15 protein-coding genes are annotated in these 15,816 nt (G+C 40.2%); all 15 read right to left on the minus strand.

The window, feature by feature from the left end; all coding sequences use genetic code 11:
- Positions 1–9: 9 nt before the first annotated feature.
- The gene (gene hisI, locus BMG01_RS01855) at positions 10–348 is read right to left on the minus strand and encodes a phosphoribosyl-AMP cyclohydrolase (protein WP_004910477.1); all 339 of its coding nucleotides are present in this window, start codon (positions 346–348) and stop codon (positions 10–12) included.
- A complete protein-coding gene (gene hisF / locus BMG01_RS01860; protein WP_004910479.1) occupies positions 345–1,109 on the minus strand; it encodes an imidazole glycerol phosphate synthase subunit HisF in 765 nt (254 codons plus the stop codon). Before hisF ends, hisI begins: the two co-directional genes overlap by 4 nt.
- The gene (gene hisA, locus BMG01_RS01865) at positions 1,106–1,822 is read right to left on the minus strand and encodes a 1-(5-phosphoribosyl)-5-[(5-phosphoribosylamino)methylideneamino]imidazole-4-carboxamide isomerase (RefSeq protein WP_004910481.1); all 717 of its coding nucleotides are present in this window, start codon (positions 1,820–1,822) and stop codon (positions 1,106–1,108) included. Before hisA ends, hisF begins: the two co-directional genes overlap by 4 nt.
- Positions 1,819–2,442: an imidazole glycerol phosphate synthase subunit HisH gene (gene hisH, locus BMG01_RS01870; protein ID WP_004910483.1), complete on the minus strand. Its 624-nt coding sequence runs from the start codon at positions 2,440–2,442 to the stop codon at positions 1,819–1,821. Before hisH ends, hisA begins: the two co-directional genes overlap by 4 nt.
- A 38-nt stretch (positions 2,443–2,480) precedes the next feature.
- The gene (gene hisB / locus BMG01_RS01875) at positions 2,481–3,068 is read right to left on the minus strand and encodes an imidazoleglycerol-phosphate dehydratase HisB (protein ID WP_004910485.1); all 588 of its coding nucleotides are present in this window, start codon (positions 3,066–3,068) and stop codon (positions 2,481–2,483) included.
- A 1-nt stretch (position 3,069) separates the two neighbouring features.
- Complete coding sequence (hisD, locus tag BMG01_RS01880; RefSeq protein WP_004910488.1) at positions 3,070–4,347, minus strand: histidinol dehydrogenase; 1,278 nt, start codon at positions 4,345–4,347, stop codon at positions 3,070–3,072.
- The gene (hisG, locus tag BMG01_RS01885) at positions 4,344–5,951 is read right to left on the minus strand and encodes an ATP phosphoribosyltransferase (protein ID WP_080519650.1); all 1,608 of its coding nucleotides are present in this window, start codon (positions 5,949–5,951) and stop codon (positions 4,344–4,346) included. Before hisG ends, hisD begins: the two co-directional genes overlap by 4 nt.
- Before the next feature lie 322 nt (positions 5,952–6,273).
- On the minus strand, positions 6,274–7,125 hold the full coding sequence (gene hisJ / locus BMG01_RS01890) for a histidinol-phosphatase HisJ (RefSeq protein ID WP_004910493.1): 852 nt from the start codon (positions 7,123–7,125) through the stop codon (positions 6,274–6,276).
- 67 nt (positions 7,126–7,192) lie between these two features.
- Positions 7,193–8,002, minus strand: coding sequence for a Cof-type HAD-IIB family hydrolase (locus BMG01_RS01895; protein WP_004910495.1), 810 nt, complete (start codon positions 8,000–8,002; stop codon positions 7,193–7,195).
- Positions 8,003–8,048: 46 nt separating this feature from the next.
- Positions 8,049–8,228 carry a hypothetical protein gene (locus BMG01_RS01900; RefSeq protein WP_004910496.1) on the minus strand — a complete coding sequence of 60 codons (180 nt, stop codon included), beginning with the start codon at positions 8,226–8,228 and terminating at the stop codon, positions 8,049–8,051.
- On the minus strand, positions 8,228–9,703 hold the full coding sequence (gene ffh, locus BMG01_RS01905) for a signal recognition particle protein (RefSeq protein WP_004910498.1): 1,476 nt from the start codon (positions 9,701–9,703) through the stop codon (positions 8,228–8,230). The genes BMG01_RS01900 and ffh overlap by 1 nt, the downstream gene beginning before the upstream one ends.
- A 53-nt stretch (positions 9,704–9,756) precedes the next feature.
- Positions 9,757–10,101: a YlxM family DNA-binding protein gene (ylxM, locus tag BMG01_RS01910; RefSeq protein WP_004910500.1), complete on the minus strand. Its 345-nt coding sequence runs from the start codon at positions 10,099–10,101 to the stop codon at positions 9,757–9,759.
- Positions 10,101–11,444, minus strand: coding sequence for a signal recognition particle-docking protein FtsY (gene ftsY, locus BMG01_RS01915; protein ID WP_084007060.1), 1,344 nt, complete (start codon positions 11,442–11,444; stop codon positions 10,101–10,103). Before ftsY ends, ylxM begins: the two co-directional genes overlap by 1 nt.
- Positions 11,445–11,491: 47 nt before the next feature.
- Entirely contained in the window at positions 11,492–15,046 is a 3,555-nt protein-coding gene (gene smc / locus BMG01_RS01920) for a chromosome segregation protein SMC (protein ID WP_036067959.1), read from the minus strand.
- Complete coding sequence (rnc, locus tag BMG01_RS01925) at positions 15,043–15,753, minus strand: ribonuclease III (protein WP_004910505.1); 711 nt, start codon at positions 15,751–15,753, stop codon at positions 15,043–15,045. Before rnc ends, smc begins: the two co-directional genes overlap by 4 nt.
- Positions 15,754–15,816: the final 63 nt, after the last annotated feature.

A 15,816-nucleotide genomic window follows, 5' to 3' on the forward strand; every position in this document is an offset into this window, starting at 1 on the left:
CCTTTCCAACTATACGCTGACATCTGCAACCGGATTGAAAAAACATGAATACGCGCCAGTATGACAGGCTGGACCGTTTGGTTCCACCTCGACTAATAGTGTATCTCTGTCGCAATCCAATGACATACTGATAACGCGCTGTGTATTGCCACTCGTCGCACCTTTGTGCCACAGGGTTTGGCGCTCACGCGACCAAAACCATGTTTCCATTGTTGTTTTAGTTAATTGGTAACTCGTTTCGTTCATGTAAGCCAACATTAATACAGCCTTAGTTTTGATGTCAACCACCACTGCCGGAACGAGACCGTCTTGCCCTTGTTTCTTAAAATCTGGTGCAATCATTGTCATATACGTATTGCCACTCCTTCTTTTTTTAACGTTTGCTTGAGTTGCGGTAACGCAATTTCACCGAGATGAAAAACCGAAGCTGCTAAGGCTGCATCAACCGTGGTTTGTGTTAAAAGTGCCGTAAAATCTTCAATTTTTCCAGCACCACCTGAAGCAACAATTGGCACTGACACAGCCTCAGTTAATTGTTGATACAAATCAATATCATAACCATTTTTTGTACCATCAGCATCCATGCTAGTAACTAATAGTTCGCCGGCACCAAGCGCCACCATCTCTTTGGCCCATGAAATGGCATTTAACCCAGTAGGTTGTGTTCCACCTGCAACGTAAACTTGATAAAATTTTGATTTAGGCTCCCATTTCACGTCAATGGCACCTACAATGGCCTGTGACCCAAAAATAGCTGCTCCCTTCGTAATGAGTTCAGGTTGCTTAACCGCTGCTGAATTGACAAATATTTTATCAGCGCCTGCTTTGATGAGACGCGTCATATCTTGCGTGGAACGAATACCACCGCCTACTGTTAGGGGGATAAATACTACTGACGAAATCGCATTGACGATGGTCATCATCGTATCTCGTTCTTCCAAAGTAGCCGTGATATCTAGCAAAACCAGTTCATCAGCACCCGCTTGTTCATAAGCTTTAGCAACTGTCACTGGATCACCAACACTGCGTAGATTTTCAAATTGAACACCCTTAACAACTTGTCCATTTTTAATGTCTAAAGCTGGGACAATTCGTTTGGCTAAAGTCATTTCATCACCTCCTTGAGTGCTGAGAGTGTCACGTTGCCGTCATATAGCGCACGACCAACAATAATATCTTTGATACCGGCTGTTTGCAAATCCTCTATGTCCGTTATCGTACTAATGCCGCCACTAGCAATAATATTTGTTTCAGGAAATTTTTGTTGTAATCGTGACAATAATGCAATGTTTGGACCACTAAGCGTGCCATCACGTTCAATGTCTGTCACGATAAAATTAATCACACCAACTGCTTGCATCGCCTGAATGATTTCAGAAAATGTCGTGCTTGATGCTGTCAACCAGCCGTCTGTTGCTACTTGTTCTTGACGACCATCAACACCAACGACAATGCTTTCCGCTCCGAATTGCGCCACTGCTTCTGTCACTAATTCAGAATGAGTCAAAGCCGCTGAACCAATAATCGCACGATTAATGCCTAATGATAAATATTGTTTAATTTGTGCCAAACTTCGAATACCACCACCGAGTTCAATAAATAGTTGGGTATTTTGTCGCAAGGCGGTAATGATGTCGAGATTAATAGGTTTGCCTGACTTAGCACCATCCAAATCTACCAAATGTAAATGCGTTAAGCCGGCTGCTTGAATTTGTTGCGCTTGTGAAATAGGATCTGAATTAATTACTGTCTCTTTATTGTAATCTCCTTGATAAAGCCGCACTGATTGTCCATTTCTAAGATCAATTGCTGGAAAAATCATTTATCGTCCACCATTTCTTTAAAACTCTGCCACACTAGCAGGCCGTCTTTACCCGATTTTTCTGGATGAAATTGCGCGCCAATAACGTTACCCGAATCATTAACAACGACACTTGGAATTTCAATCTGACCGTAATCAACCGTTGCCGCAATATATTGGCGCGCTGTTCGGACATAGAAACTATGAACAAAGTAAGTGTAAGTATCGTTTAAAGTCGACGTGATCGGATTTAACTGACGAACTTGGTTTTGATTCCAACCCATTTGTGGGACTTTATAACCTTGTTGTTGGGGTAAAGTGACGACATCTCCCGGAATAATGCCAAGTCCTGCTGTTTCACCAAATTCAGTTGATCGTTCAAATAATAGTTGCATCCCCAAACAAACACCTAGAAACGGTTTGCCTGATTTTGCGTATGCTTGCAGTGGTCCAATTAACTGCCGTTCGTTTAAAGCCGACATAGCAGCACCATACGCACCGACCCCCGGTAAGACTACCCCGTCAGCTGATAAAATTTCAGCTGGGTCATGTGATAATTTAGCAGATAATCCTGTGCTGGCAATTGCTTTCATCACATTTGCAATATTGCCCGCGCCATAATCAATAATAATAATTGTCATTTGTCATCTCCTAACGACGTTATTTGTCGTCTTAATTTTCAGATACGACCTTTAGTCGAATTAACGCCCTGAATGTCAGGATTAACTGTCACTGCTTGTCGCATTGCCCGACCAGCCGCTTTAAAAATACTTTCGATTTTATGGTGGGTATTACGACCATACAAAACTGAAATATGCACATTTGCTTGCGCCGCATTGGCAAAGCCCTGCCAGAAGTCCTCAACAACTTCCGTTTCAAAGTCGCCTAGACGTGGTGCTGTTAACTCTGCTTGAAAAACAAGATAAGCACGACCGGATAAATCAATCACAACGCGAGATAAGGTTTCATCCATCGGCACAAACTGGGCGCCATAACGTTCAATGCCAATTTTGTTCCCAAGTGCCTTGACGAAAGCCTCGCCTAATACAATACCGATATCTTCGATTGTATGATGACTGTCAACATTTAAATCACCTTTAGCGTCGACAGACAACCCGAAGCGACCATGTTTAGCAAATAAGGTCAGCATGTGATCAAGATAACCAATACCTGTGTCAATATTGATGACTGATTGATCATCTAAATTAAGGTTAACAGCGATTTGTGTTTCAAATGTTTCGCGTTTTATCATAGCCTGTCTTGTCATGTTATTTTCCTCGACTTTCAATCGCTCTAGCGTGACCTTCCAATCCTTCAATTCGTGCTAATGCTGTCACATCATTGGCGTCCTCTGCCAATGCAGCAGCATTATATTGTAGATACTGAATTCGCTTTTGAAAATCCCAAACACCTAGTGCAGAACTGAAGCGAGCTGTACCGCCAGTTGGTAAAATATGATTTGGTCCCGCAAGGTAATCACCGAGCGGTTCTGATGCGTATTTGCCTAAAAAGACAGAACCAGCGTTTTGTATTTTGGCCATATAATCATAAGCATTCGCCAATTGGATTTCCAAATGTTCTGGTGCGACAGCATTCATCAATTCAATCATGTCATCAATCGTGTCAACAAGATAAATGTATCCGTTTTTGTCAATGGCACTTCTAGCAATCGCTTCACGTGGCAAAGTTTCAAGTTGCTGTTCAACAGCCGCCGACACTGCCGTCGCCAAATTGGATGAGTCTGTAATCAAAATTGCTCTCGCATTCACATCGTGTTCTGCTTGGGACAATAAGTCAGCAGCCACGTCTTCTGCTCGTGCCGTATCATCAGCCAAAATACCAATTTCAGATGGACCGGCAATCATATCTATGTCAACTTGTCCATAAACAGCTCGTTTGGCTGCGGCAACATAAGCATTGCCGGGTCCGGTAATTTTATCCACTTGTGGTACTGTTTCAGTACCATAAGCTAAAGCAGCAATTGCTTGTGCACCACCAATTTGGTAAATATTGTCAACACCAGCAATTTTAGCTGCCGCCAAAACGGCAGGATTTAAACCATCTGGTTGTGGTGGTGTGACCATGACAATATTGGCAACACCGGCAATTTTAGCAGGAATGGCATTCATTAAGACTGAAGATGGATAGGCAGCTGTCCCACCCGGCACATAAATCCCCACAGCTGAGAGTGGCGTGACCTTAGTACCACGAATCACGCCAGAACGTGTCGTATCTTCAAAAGACTGCGCTACTTCTAACTGATGAAATGATGTAATATTGGTAGCTGCTTTTTTTAGCGCTGCAATGACTTCATCTGGAACTTGAGCAATTGCAGAATCAATATCTGATTCAGAAACTTTCAAATTATTCAATGCCACTCCATCAAAACGGACACTATAATCTCTTAAAGCCGCATCACCCCGCTGGCGAACGTCAGATATAATGTTTGCCACACTAATTGCCACTTGCGGATTAGTGGTTTGTGCCGTTTGTCGACGAATTTGTGTTTTGATTGCTGACAAAGATTCATTTTTAATAATTTTCATTTGTTAGTCGCTTCTTTCAATAGTTTGGTCAAATTTTGAATGACTTGGGTGAGTTCTGTTTGATAACGTAACAAGGCGCCGGCTCTGACTAGCATGTGTGTTGAGACATCGCCAACAACGTCATGAACTTGCAAATGGTTTTCTCGTAACGTATTACCTGTTTGCGTAATATCAATAATGGCATCAGCTAACCCTGTTAATGGTCCCAGTTCGACTGAGCCTTCTAGTTTAATCAAGGCAACGTCTTCGCCACGATCGGTGAAATACTTAGTGGCAACTTTGGGATATTTCGTCGCGATACGTTGTCGACGTTGCAAATTAAGTTGAAAATTTGCCGGCGCTGCAACGACAAATTGTGCGCGTCCTGTTTTCAAATCTAATACATCATAATGATTTTGTCGTTGTTCAGCAATGGTGTCTGAACCAACAATGCCAACGTCGCCAATCCCACGATCCAAATACTTAACGACATCATTGGGTTTCACTAAAATAAAACGGTATCGACCATCAGCGGTGTCAAAGATGAGCTTTCGTTCAGGGTTATCTAACGGGGTTGTATCAATACCTGCAGCTTTCAATAAGGGTCGTACACCTTTTTCAACCCGTCCTTTGCCAAGTACCATCACAACTGGTTGTGTTGTAGCTAAATCGTACGCATTCTGCTCCCAATCAGCTTGAATAGTTTCAATATTTAGACCAATACCGACAGCTGGTAATAATTTTTTTTGAAAGTTTTCTAGTAAACGGTCATAACGGCCACCACTAAACAAATAGCGGCCCAATGTTGGGATAAAGCCACGGATAATTGTTCCCGTATAATAGGGTTGTGGCGATGCCGCCGCTAAATCAACAGTAAGCTTGACATTTGGATAGTATTGATGTGCATGATTAGCTAGGCGTAACCAGCCTTGCGTAATCGTTGCTACTGCTGTCATGTGTTGTAATTGCCACATCACATTTTCACCATCTTCGCCATAAGATAACGGCCACTCATTCAGAAATTCTGGAAAGTCAACAATCTCAGCTCTTAACTTTTCAAACTCGGAAACATTTTTTTGTTCAATGGCCCGTTTAAGTGCTTGATGTAATTCACCGTCTAGCTGCAACGTGTCCAAAATAATATCAATTAAGCGCGCATCACTCAACACCACTTGAACATCAGTGATATTGAACTCTTTGGCAAAATTCAACATAATATCTAGTGCTTGAATTTCTGCTTCGAAGCTATCATCACCAATTAATTCAGTCCCTGCCTGCGTTTCTTGATTGTACTCACCCGATAGGTAATCGGTACGTCGAAACACATCACCAATATAATATAATTGCGACATATCATTTTCTTGCTGGTGAGAAGACAAAAATCGTGCGACCGGCAAGGTCAAATCTGGTCTTAGAATTAAATTATCACCAGCTTGATCATACAAATGAAAGATGTTTTGATCACGATATTGTTCAAAAGTGCTTTCTTTTTCAATGTAGGGCGTATTAATTGGCATAAAACCTTTCTCATTTAGCACATTACTGATCACTGATGTAATTTTTTGTTTTTGCTTAAGACGTTCACCAAATTCATCACGTGAACCGCCAGCTAATACTTTATTCATATCTTACTCCTACCACTTCGCTAAAAAAGCGCCCTTACAAACTAAAAGTTTTTAGTTTGCAAGGACGCTTTCACGTGTTCCCACCTTGATTCTCCTTTTGTTTACACAAAAGAACTCATTCACCTGCAATCACAGGTGTACTTGGTATCGGAAATCTCCGGAACAATTTTTGATTGTTCAGCTCGTTGGTGTGTTTTCATTAAGGTCACAGGCGCTCATCTCAATGCGTTAGCTTAAGCGCTTCCTGTACTGCGAAAATTTAATTACTTTTCCAACTTCAGCGAATTATTTATTAGATTAGTTTAATTATAACGTCATTTTTTTATTTGTCAACACTTATATTTTCTAAAAATTCTGCCATTTCAGAAAAATGTAAACCCAAAGCATCAACACTATGTGCATCAGAACCATAAACCAAAGGCAATCCAAGTTGATGTGCTTCCGCTACAATATCAAATGTGGGATAGCTTTCGCCATTAAAAGGTTTACTAAAACCAGCGGCATTAAAATCTAATTCATAGCCTTTTTCTAAAATCAATATCAACAACTCAGTAATTTGACGGTGAACGCTATCATCAAATGGTGGCAAATCAAAATATTTTTGATACTTGCGAATCAATGTGATATGTCCGATGCGCACCGGTATATCTAATTCCATGTCAAAGCCAACGCTCTTTTTGACGACATCAAAATATTTTGCAAACAATGCTTGCGGTGTTTGCAATTCAGTTGCAAAATATTGCGACAGAGTCTCTGGCTCGTAGTCAATTGGCATAAGATTACCGTAGCGATCTGGTAAAAAGTGAACCGACAGTACAATTTCATCAATCCAATCAATATGTTGTTTTAGAAATTGTTTTATTTCCGGTTCATATCCGAGCAAATAATCTACTTCAAAACCACGTTTAATGTTTATTTGGTTGCCATATTTTTCTTGTACATGTGCCACCTGAGCTTGATAATCATCAAGTTCAGATAATGCCATAGCTGAACTATCGCGCGATTCTTGAGGCCCCACAAAATTAGCTAAAAACTTCTCAGGTAAAGGCGCATGTTCTGTAACAGCATAAGTGTCAAAACCTAAAGCAATTGCGCGTTCAATATACCTGTCGAGTGACTCTTGACTACCATGATGTGAGTACATCGTATGCGTGTGGCCATCTTTTTTCTGCATTATCCGGACTCCTTTTTGCCATTCATCTTAACATAAACGTCAACAAAAAAACACGCTAAAGCGTGCTTTAATCAATAACAGATAATATTTTTTTCAAAACGCCATCATGATCATTGTCATCTTCTGTGACATCAAAATCATGTTTGAACAATTCTGTGTCACTATTCTTCATTGCCACCGGGTGACCAACGTATTCTAACATTTCTAAGTCGTTTAAACCATCACCAAATGCCATAATTTCTTCAGGCAACACATCCAAACTGTCCGCTATAAATGTTAGTGCGTTTGCTTTGTTAACCTCGGGATTAACAATATCAACAGCACCATATCCTGATGTTGTCACATGCACTTGGTTACCCAAAACCTGTTTGACTTCACGCATGAATTGATCTTCCACATCAGAAATGACCGTAGACACTTTTAAAATTGGTGCATCAATTTCAGCTAATGAATCAATTAGATGGATATCTTGAAAATAAGCTGAGGCTAATTTAAACGTATCAGCGATTGCTGCTTGAGATTTTAACATAAATGTTTGAGATTGACCGGTGAAAGCCAAACCAACAAAGATATGATCATGATACCTTTTAGCAATTGTCACAATTGTTTCTAGGGCAGCAGGTGGTACAGCTTTTTCATTTTGAACACGACCATTAAGCATGACTTCAGCGCCGTTGTTGGCAATGGTTTGATATTGACCAGCAAAATTTTTAAAATAGGCCATTACTTTTTGCATATGATTCCCTGTTGCCACAACGAATTGCATGTCTTTTTCAGACATAATATCTAGCACTTGCTGAAAAAGTGGCTCGTTGAAGGTCTTATCGGCACGCAAGAATGTTGCGTCAAGGTCGGATGCAATTAATTTCAATGTCATGTTCACTTTTCTCCTTAAAATGTCGACTATCGCTTTAACTTCGCATTTATCGTTGTACCCACCACCACAAAAATCTGATGAGTCCAAACACAATCAAACCAGCAATTGCTGCTAACATGACAGCCATGATGACTGACTGCCAATGGTTGTTTGGCATATTAAGCAAGTTAGCGCTTAACATGACTACAAACACAAAAATTGGTAAAATACGCTCTAAACTTTTCATTACTTGCGACCGCGCTTCTTTTTAGCTTTTTGTAATCGGCGCGCCGCCTGCTTAATTGCAAAATTTTGAACTTTCTGACCAAAGTTACCTTTTGGCATGCCACCGCCCATGCCACCCATCATAGATGACATATCCATACCAGAACCACCCATCATTTTATCAATACCGCCAAAATTACCATTTGTGGCTTGATTCATCATTTTACGCATTTGATCAAATTGTTTAATCATGCGATTTACTTCAACAATCGGACGCCCTGCACCCGCTGCCAAACGACGACGGCGCGAAGGATTGATTAAATCAGGATTTTCACGTTCTTGAGGTGTCATTGAACCAACAATAGCCTCTAAATGGGCAAATTGTTTGGCATCAATATTAACATTCGCCAATGCTGGATTGTTCGCGATTCCCGGAATCATTTTTAACAAATCTTCCATTGGTCCCATACTTTGAACTTGCTTGAGTTGCGCCACAAAATCGTTGAAATCAAACGTATTTTGTCGCATTTTTTCAAGTTGCTTTTCTTGGGATTCAGCATCAAAGTCACGTTGTGCCTTTTCAATCAGCGTTAACACATCGCCCATGCCCAAAATACGAGATGCCATCCGGTCAGGATAGAAAACGTCCAAATCAGTTGGCTTTTCACCTTGACCAACAAACTTAATGGGTTTGCCAGTTACGTCACGAATTGACAAGGCAGCACCACCACGTGTGTCACCATCAAGTTTAGTCAAGACAACACCAGTTAAGTCAAGCGACTCTGAAAATCCCTTAGCTGTTTCAGCAGCATTTTGTCCAGTCATTGCATCAACTGTCAACAAAATCTCATCTGGCTGAGCAATCTCTGCAATATCTTTCAACTCTTGCATCAATTCTTCATCAATTTGTAAACGACCAGCTGTATCAATAAAGACATAGTCATTTTTATTTTCAGCCGCTTTAGCCAAGCCAGCGCGGACAATATCGCGCGGATTAACATCCGTCCCCATTGAAAATACGGGAATTTCAAGATCGCGCCCCAAAATTTCCAATTGATCAATGGCAGCTGGTCGATAAATGTCGGCTGCAATCAAGAGTGGACGCGCTTTTTCTTCATTCTTTAATTTATAAGCTAACTTGGCAACTGTGGTTGTTTTACCAGCACCTTGTAGGCCAGCCATCATGATGATGGTTGGAATTTTAGGCGACTTATTAAGTGGTACCGCCTCATCACCCATCGTTGCGGTCAACTCATCATTAACAATCTTAACGACTTGTTGCGCTGAATCCAATCCTGACATAATATCAGCACCGCTGGCTTTTTCACGTACATTAGCGACAAACTTTTTCACTGTGTCGTAGTTGACATCGGCTTCCAGTAACGCCAAACGAATTTCGCGCATCGTCGCACGAAGATCTTCTTCACTAACACGGCCGCGACCGGTTAAATTTTTCATCGCCTTTGAGAGGCGTTCAGTTAGATTTTCAAATGCCATAATTTTAGAGTATGTCCTTTCTGCGATATATTCACAGGCGACACGTTTCCCTTCTAGTTATCCATTTCTGTATTTAAAAGCTTCTGCACCAATAATTTTAACACATCATCACTTTGATAATGGGTGTTAATGTATTGTTGCACTTCATTTTCAATCACTTGTCGTGATTCAAAATTAGCTTGTAGATGCAAAATACTTTCATATTTTTCTAATAATTCAATTGCCCGATTGATGTTATCGGACACCGCTTGTCGACTAACAGCTTCTGCATTTGCAATTTCTACAATTGAAAAATCATCTTCAAAATAATATTGTAAATATTGTTGTTGTTTTTCAGTCAGCAACTGATCATAAAAGCCAAATAGCGCATTAATATGATTTTTTTTGGTTAAATCCATCACGATACCAACTCTTTAAACAATCCGTAGACAAACTCGTCTGGCTTAAACTCGCGCAGGTCACTGGCTTTTTCACCAAATCCAATCCATTTGACTGGCAAATGCATTTCATTCCGAATGGCAAAGACGATACCACCCTTTGCTGTGCCATCCATTTTAGTCAAAACGATGCCAGTCACATCAGACGAATCTTTGAATAATTTAGCTTGTTGTAATGCGTTTTGACCAGTTGTCGCGTCAAGCACTAACAAAACTTCATGTGGTGCGTCAGGAATTTCGCGTTGAATAATACGCTTCATTTTTTCTAGTTCTTGCATTAAATTGACATTATTCTGCAAACGGCCAGCCGTGTCGACAAATAAAATGTCATAATGTTCATCACGGGCTTTAGCAACAGCTTCAAAGACAACAGAAGCCGGATCAGCTTTTTCTTTACCAGCAACCACAGGCACATTTACTCGCTCGCCCCACTCTTGTAATTGCTTGGTAGCGCCAGCTCGGAATGTATCCGCAGCCGCCAGCAAAACAGATTTCCCTGCTTGTTGGTACTTGCTGGCAAGCTTACCAATTGTTGTTGTTTTACCAACACCATTAACACCAACAAACAAAATCACGGTAGTACTACCATTTGGTGCAAAATGCATTTGTGTATCTTCATTCACACCATCTGCTTCGTATAAATCAACCATTTTTTTGATGATCACATCACGCACATATTCTTTGCGTTTGGCGTTGGCTAATTTAACTTCTTCCCGTAATTCGTCACTGATTTTAATCGCCATATCAAAACCAACATCAGCTCCGACTAAGGTTTCTTCCAAATCTTCGAAAAAATCCTCATCTACGGTACGAAAATTAGCTAAAAAGCGATTAAATCTTTCAGCAAAACCTGTTCGTGATTTTTTCAAGCCTTCGTCATAAACCTGCTGCTCGTTTCGTTCAACTTCAATCTCTGATTCTGATTCTGATTCTGATTCTGATTCTGATTCTGATTCTGATTCTGATTCTGATTCTGATTCTGATTCTGATTCTGATTCTGATTCTGATTCTGATTCTGATTCTGATTCTGATTCTGATTCTGATTCTGATTCTGATTCTGATTCTGGCAGATCATGAATCGCTTCACTCTTTTTGTCAAGCGCTTTTGACCATTCATCAGCTTCATGTTCATCAACTAAACCAACTTGTTCCATAACCGGTTGTGTTAAAGCACTACTCGTCGTTGTTTCGCTGTTTGATTGTGATAAACTTTCAGATTGCGATTCAGACAAACTCTCTGAAGTAGTCGTTGATTCCGGTTCAACGTTATTCTTCTTTTTACGGAAAATATCAAATAATCCCATTTGTTTCTCCTTTATTCATTGCTGGTAATTAGATTATCACGACATATTTATGATGCCGTTTCAGCCATATTATCCAAATCCACAGCCACCATTTTTGATACGCCAGCTTCTTGCATGGTCACACCATATAATAAGTTAGCATTCATCATCGTACCTTTTCGATGTGTAATCACAATAAATTGTGTTTCACCAGAAAATTCGTGCAAATAACGTGCAAATCTCGCTACGTTTGCTTCATCTAGCGCTGCTTCGGCCTCGTCAAGTACTACAAACGGCACTGGACGGACTTGCAAAATAGCAAACAATAACGTAATAGCTGTCAACGCCTTTTCGCCACCAGACAGTAAACTCATTTGTTGGAATTTTTTTCCTGGTGGTTGCGCTGTAATGTCAATTCCCGTCGTTAAGAGGTGGTCTGGATCCGTTAGTTTAATTTCTGCCCGACCACCCCCAAACATTTGTGTGAAAATGCGTCCAAAATGCTCCGCAACAGCGTCAAATGTATGTTTGAAGCGAATTTGAACTTCCTCATCCATTTCATCAATTGTTTGTAGCAGATTATCTTTTGCAGATAATAAATCATCACGCTGCTGTGTTAAAAAATCAAAACGTTGCTTAACCGCTTCATATTCTTCAATGGCACCAATATTAACATTACCAATTTCATCCAAGCTACGTTTGATAAGTTTCAATTGATCAGTGACTGTTTCTAAGTTTAAATCGGTCAGTTTCTGATAAAGGTCTTGGCTGTCACTAATATCATATTGTGATGCTAGTTGTGCCAGTAAGTTCTCATTTTGTGTTGTTAGTCTAGCTTGTTGTGCCGCAAGATCGCTTTCTAAAGCCATAACTGAGCGCAGGGTTTCTTGTTGTGCTGCAAACTGTGTTTCCAAAATAGATAAATCATCACTGATAGTTGTTAAATATTGACTAATATTATCATGTTCTTTTTGCACGCTCGTAAGTTTTTCAACAATATCTGAAACCTGCTGTTGCGTCGCAATGTCATTTTGCGTTGCCGTTAATTTTGCCTGTAAATCATTGCGTTTAACAGTCAGACCTGCAGCTTGAGATTCCAACTCTTTTTGCTGCTGTCTCAGAATAGCAAGTTGACTTGTCACTGTTTCTAACTTACCAGTTAGTGTCACATATTCTGTTTGAATGGCAACTTTGTCATCATTATGACTTTGCGCTTTGTTAGATGCCGATTCCAGCGCTCGTGACAATTCTTGAGACTCAAGTTCTTGCGCATTTTTTTGTGCTTGCTTGTCATTTAATTGTGACTCACAACTTTCTAGTTGTGTTGTTAATTCCTCTTGTTGCGTCACAATATCTTTTAACTCAAATTCAAGTGCCTGAACAACGCGTTTTTGTTGTTGCAATGTATCTTGCTTGCGTTGCAATTCATAGTCAACCTTTTGCGTCTCATCGTTAGCTGATTTTAGTTTCGTTTGCGCTTCAACCAGAGACTCTCTAATTACTTCGCCATCACGTCGTTGTGATTGCAACTCAAGTTCTTGAGATTTTGATAATTCTGTTAAATCAGTGATTTTCTGCGTCAGTGTTGCAATTTCCGTTTGGCGGCTCAAAATTGTTGTGCCTCTTTTTTGTGTCGCACCACCTGTCATTGAACCACCGGCATTGACTAGTTGCCCATCAAGCGTCACAATTCGGAAACGATACTGATTAGCTTTTGCAATTTCCGTGGCACTGCTCAAATCTTTAGCCACAACAATGTGTCCCAAAATGTTTGCTTTAATGGCTGTCATTTCTTCAGGCATGGTCACTAAATCGGCAGCAATGCCAACAAATCCAGCCATTCTGCGTGCTTGTTCTAAACCATTTAAATGACGAGGCTTAATTATATCAACCGGTAAAATTGTCACGCGGCCAGCCCGATTTTTTGTCAGGTAAGCAATTACTGCCTTCGCCGTACTGGTATTATCAACCACAATTTGCTGCAAAATACCGCCTAATACCGTCTCAATAGCTAAAGTGTAATCTGCTGGCACTGTCAGTAATTCTGCCACAACACCTTTAATACCAACAAATTGGTTTCTAACTTGCGGTTTCATTAAGGCACGAACACCTTGGTAAAAGCCTGCATAGTCATCCATCGCCGCTAAGGCATCATGTTGACTACGAATTTTGTTGAGGTCATTTAAGGTATTATACCAATTCGTTTCAGATTGTTTATATGCTCTTGCAGCATGATCAAACTGTTCTTGTCTTTTATCAACTGCTGTTTTCAATGCTGAGACATCGTGTTGCGCCGAAACATTGGGCTGGTAATTCGCCAATTCTTGCTGGGCTTGCGACATAATCTCTGTCTCATTTTTTAACCGTTCAGATAATGTCTGATAACGACTTGTTATTTGAGCCAATTGCTTATCGTCATTAACTTTCGCATTGTGCAAAGCCGCAATATCTTGCATTGTTTGAATATAAGCGTGACGATTTTTTTCGATGTCGGCTTGCAGTTTGGATTTAAGTTCTGATTGTGTCAAATCATCAAACTGTGTCAATTTTTGTTTTAGTGTTGACTTTTGTTGTTTAAGCTCTGATTCTTGTTGTTGTAGCGGTGCAATTTGTGATGTTAACGCTGATATTTTCTCATTTACCTCAGCAGTCGATCTTGTCGCCTCGTCAATATCGCGCTCCAAAGTAGCAGTTTGTTGTTGACTCAAGTTTTGAGCACCAACCATGCGCTCATGTGTTTGAGTTAATGCCAAAATGTCGGCTTGCAGTTGATCGCGTTTTAACTGCTGACTAACGCGTTCCTGCCTTTTCTGTGATAATGCTTCGTTGATGTGTGATAGCGTTGATTTTTCAGTTGTCACTTGTTTCTGCTGATCTGTAAATTTTGCTTTGACCTGCTCAGCTTTCATTTCAACATCGTGAATCGTTAAAGCTAAACGCGCCTTATCTAAAGTATCAAACCGCTCTTTTTGAGATAAATAATCAGTGGCTTGGGCAGATTGTTCAGCTAAAGGCTCAATTCTATCCTCAATTTCGTGGATAATATCAGCAACGCGTGACAAATTATCACTCGTTTGTGATAATTCTTTCTGGGCTTTTTCTTTATTTTGTTTATATTTATATACACCAGCTACTTCTTCAATGATGCCGCGACGATCCTCTGGCTTGGCATTAAAAATGCTTTCCACACGACCTTGAGAAATAATGGAGAAACTCTCTCGCCCTAACCCAGTATCCATAAACAAATCATGAATATCTCGTAAGCGGCTTTCAACACCATTAATTTGGTAAACACTTTCGCCAGTTCTATATAATTTGCGAGCTACACGAATTTCGTTAAAATCTGAATTAATGTAATGATCACTGTTATCAAATGTGATAGCTACTTCGGCACGGTTGAGAGCACCCCGCTTATTAGTGCCACCAAAAATAACGTCGGACATTTTTGTCCCACGCAAATCTTTAGCACTTTGTTCTCCCATTACCCAGCGAATTGCTTCAATAATGTTTGATTTTCCCGATCCATTTGGACCAACAATACCAGTCATCCCTGGCATAAATTCAATCATTGTTTTGTCGGCGAATGACTTAAATCCGCTAATCTCAAGTGATTTTAATTTCATAGGCTGACATTATCTTCCAATAATTTTAAGGCAGTTCGCGCTGCTGCTTTTTCAGCATCTTTAATTGACTTACCAGTTCCACGCGCCAGTTCTTTATCATCAACAGATACACTCGCCTCAAATAATTGTGTATTGTCTGCTAACTGTTCTTCCCTTTCAGTGCGATAAGCAATATCGACCGTTCCTTTTACTTGCAAACGTTCTTGCAATCGACTTTTAAAGTCAATGAATCTGTCAAAGAAATCCGTATCAATCGCTGCAAACAATGTTTTATCAAGAAATTGGTTCACTTCTTTTGGCCCTTGATCTAAGTATAAGGCACCGATAAATGCTTCCCAAATATCTTCCAGTAATGAATCACGATCGCGGGCGCCACTCATTTCTTCGCCTTTACCTAACCGAATACCTTCGTTCAAATGAACCAAGCGCGCAAAGTGTGCAAAAGATCGTGTTTGCACCATTGCAATCCGCATTTCAGTTAATTGGCCTTCATGCCAATTAGGATAGCGTTTGAATAAATATTCTGCCACTGTCACTTGCATGACAGAATCACCTAAAAATTCTAATCGTTGATAGTCATGTCCTTTATCTTCTGGATGTTCATTGAGATAATTGTGCTGAGTTAGCGCTTCGGTTAATAGTGATTCGTCATTAAAACGAATACCATATTGTGTTAATATGTGTTTTTTAAAACTGTCTTGTGACACGTTCTCGTCCTTTTAAAGCATAGTATACAGTCTATTATATCAAAAAACGACTGTATAATTTGA

The organism is Leuconostoc sp. BM2 (assembly GCF_002095565.1).
In the GTDB taxonomy this organism is placed as follows: domain Bacteria; phylum Bacillota; class Bacilli; order Lactobacillales; family Lactobacillaceae; genus Leuconostoc; species Leuconostoc falkenbergense.

What these genes read in the sequence shown, in the direction of transcription:
- hisI (WP_004910477.1), bottom strand. Translation starts at nt 348, where the DNA reads ATGACAATGATTGCACCAGATTTTAAGAAACAAGGGCAAGACGGTCTC.
- hisF (WP_004910479.1), bottom strand. Translation starts at nt 1,109, where the DNA reads ATGACTTTAGCCAAACGAATTGTCCCAGCTTTAGACATTAAAAATGGA.
- hisA (WP_004910481.1), bottom strand. Translation starts at nt 1,822, where the DNA reads ATGATTTTTCCAGCAATTGATCTTAGAAATGGACAATCAGTGCGGCTT.
- hisH (WP_004910483.1), bottom strand. Translation starts at nt 2,442, where the DNA reads ATGACAATTATTATTATTGATTATGGCGCGGGCAATATTGCAAATGTG.
- hisB (WP_004910485.1), bottom strand. Translation starts at nt 3,068, where the DNA reads ATGACAAGACAGGCTATGATAAAACGCGAAACATTTGAAACACAAATC.
- hisD (WP_004910488.1), bottom strand. Translation starts at nt 4,347, where the DNA reads ATGAAAATTATTAAAAATGAATCTTTGTCAGCAATCAAAACACAAATT.
- hisG (WP_080519650.1), bottom strand. Translation starts at nt 5,951, where the DNA reads ATGAATAAAGTATTAGCTGGCGGTTCACGTGATGAATTTGGTGAACGT.
- hisJ (WP_004910493.1), bottom strand. Translation starts at nt 7,125, where the DNA reads ATGCAGAAAAAAGATGGCCACACGCATACGATGTACTCACATCATGGT.
- BMG01_RS01895 (WP_004910495.1), bottom strand. Translation starts at nt 8,002, where the DNA reads ATGACATTGAAATTAATTGCATCCGACCTTGACGCAACATTCTTGCGT.
- BMG01_RS01900 (WP_004910496.1), bottom strand. Translation starts at nt 8,228, where the DNA reads ATGAAAAGTTTAGAGCGTATTTTACCAATTTTTGTGTTTGTAGTCATG.
- ffh (WP_004910498.1), bottom strand. Translation starts at nt 9,703, where the DNA reads ATGGCATTTGAAAATCTAACTGAACGCCTCTCAAAGGCGATGAAAAAT.
- ylxM (WP_004910500.1), bottom strand. Translation starts at nt 10,101, where the DNA reads ATGGATTTAACCAAAAAAAATCATATTAATGCGCTATTTGGCTTTTAT.
- ftsY (WP_084007060.1), bottom strand. Translation starts at nt 11,444, where the DNA reads ATGGGATTATTTGATATTTTCCGTAAAAAGAAGAATAACGTTGAACCG.
- smc (WP_036067959.1), bottom strand. Translation starts at nt 15,046, where the DNA reads ATGAAATTAAAATCACTTGAGATTAGCGGATTTAAGTCATTCGCCGAC.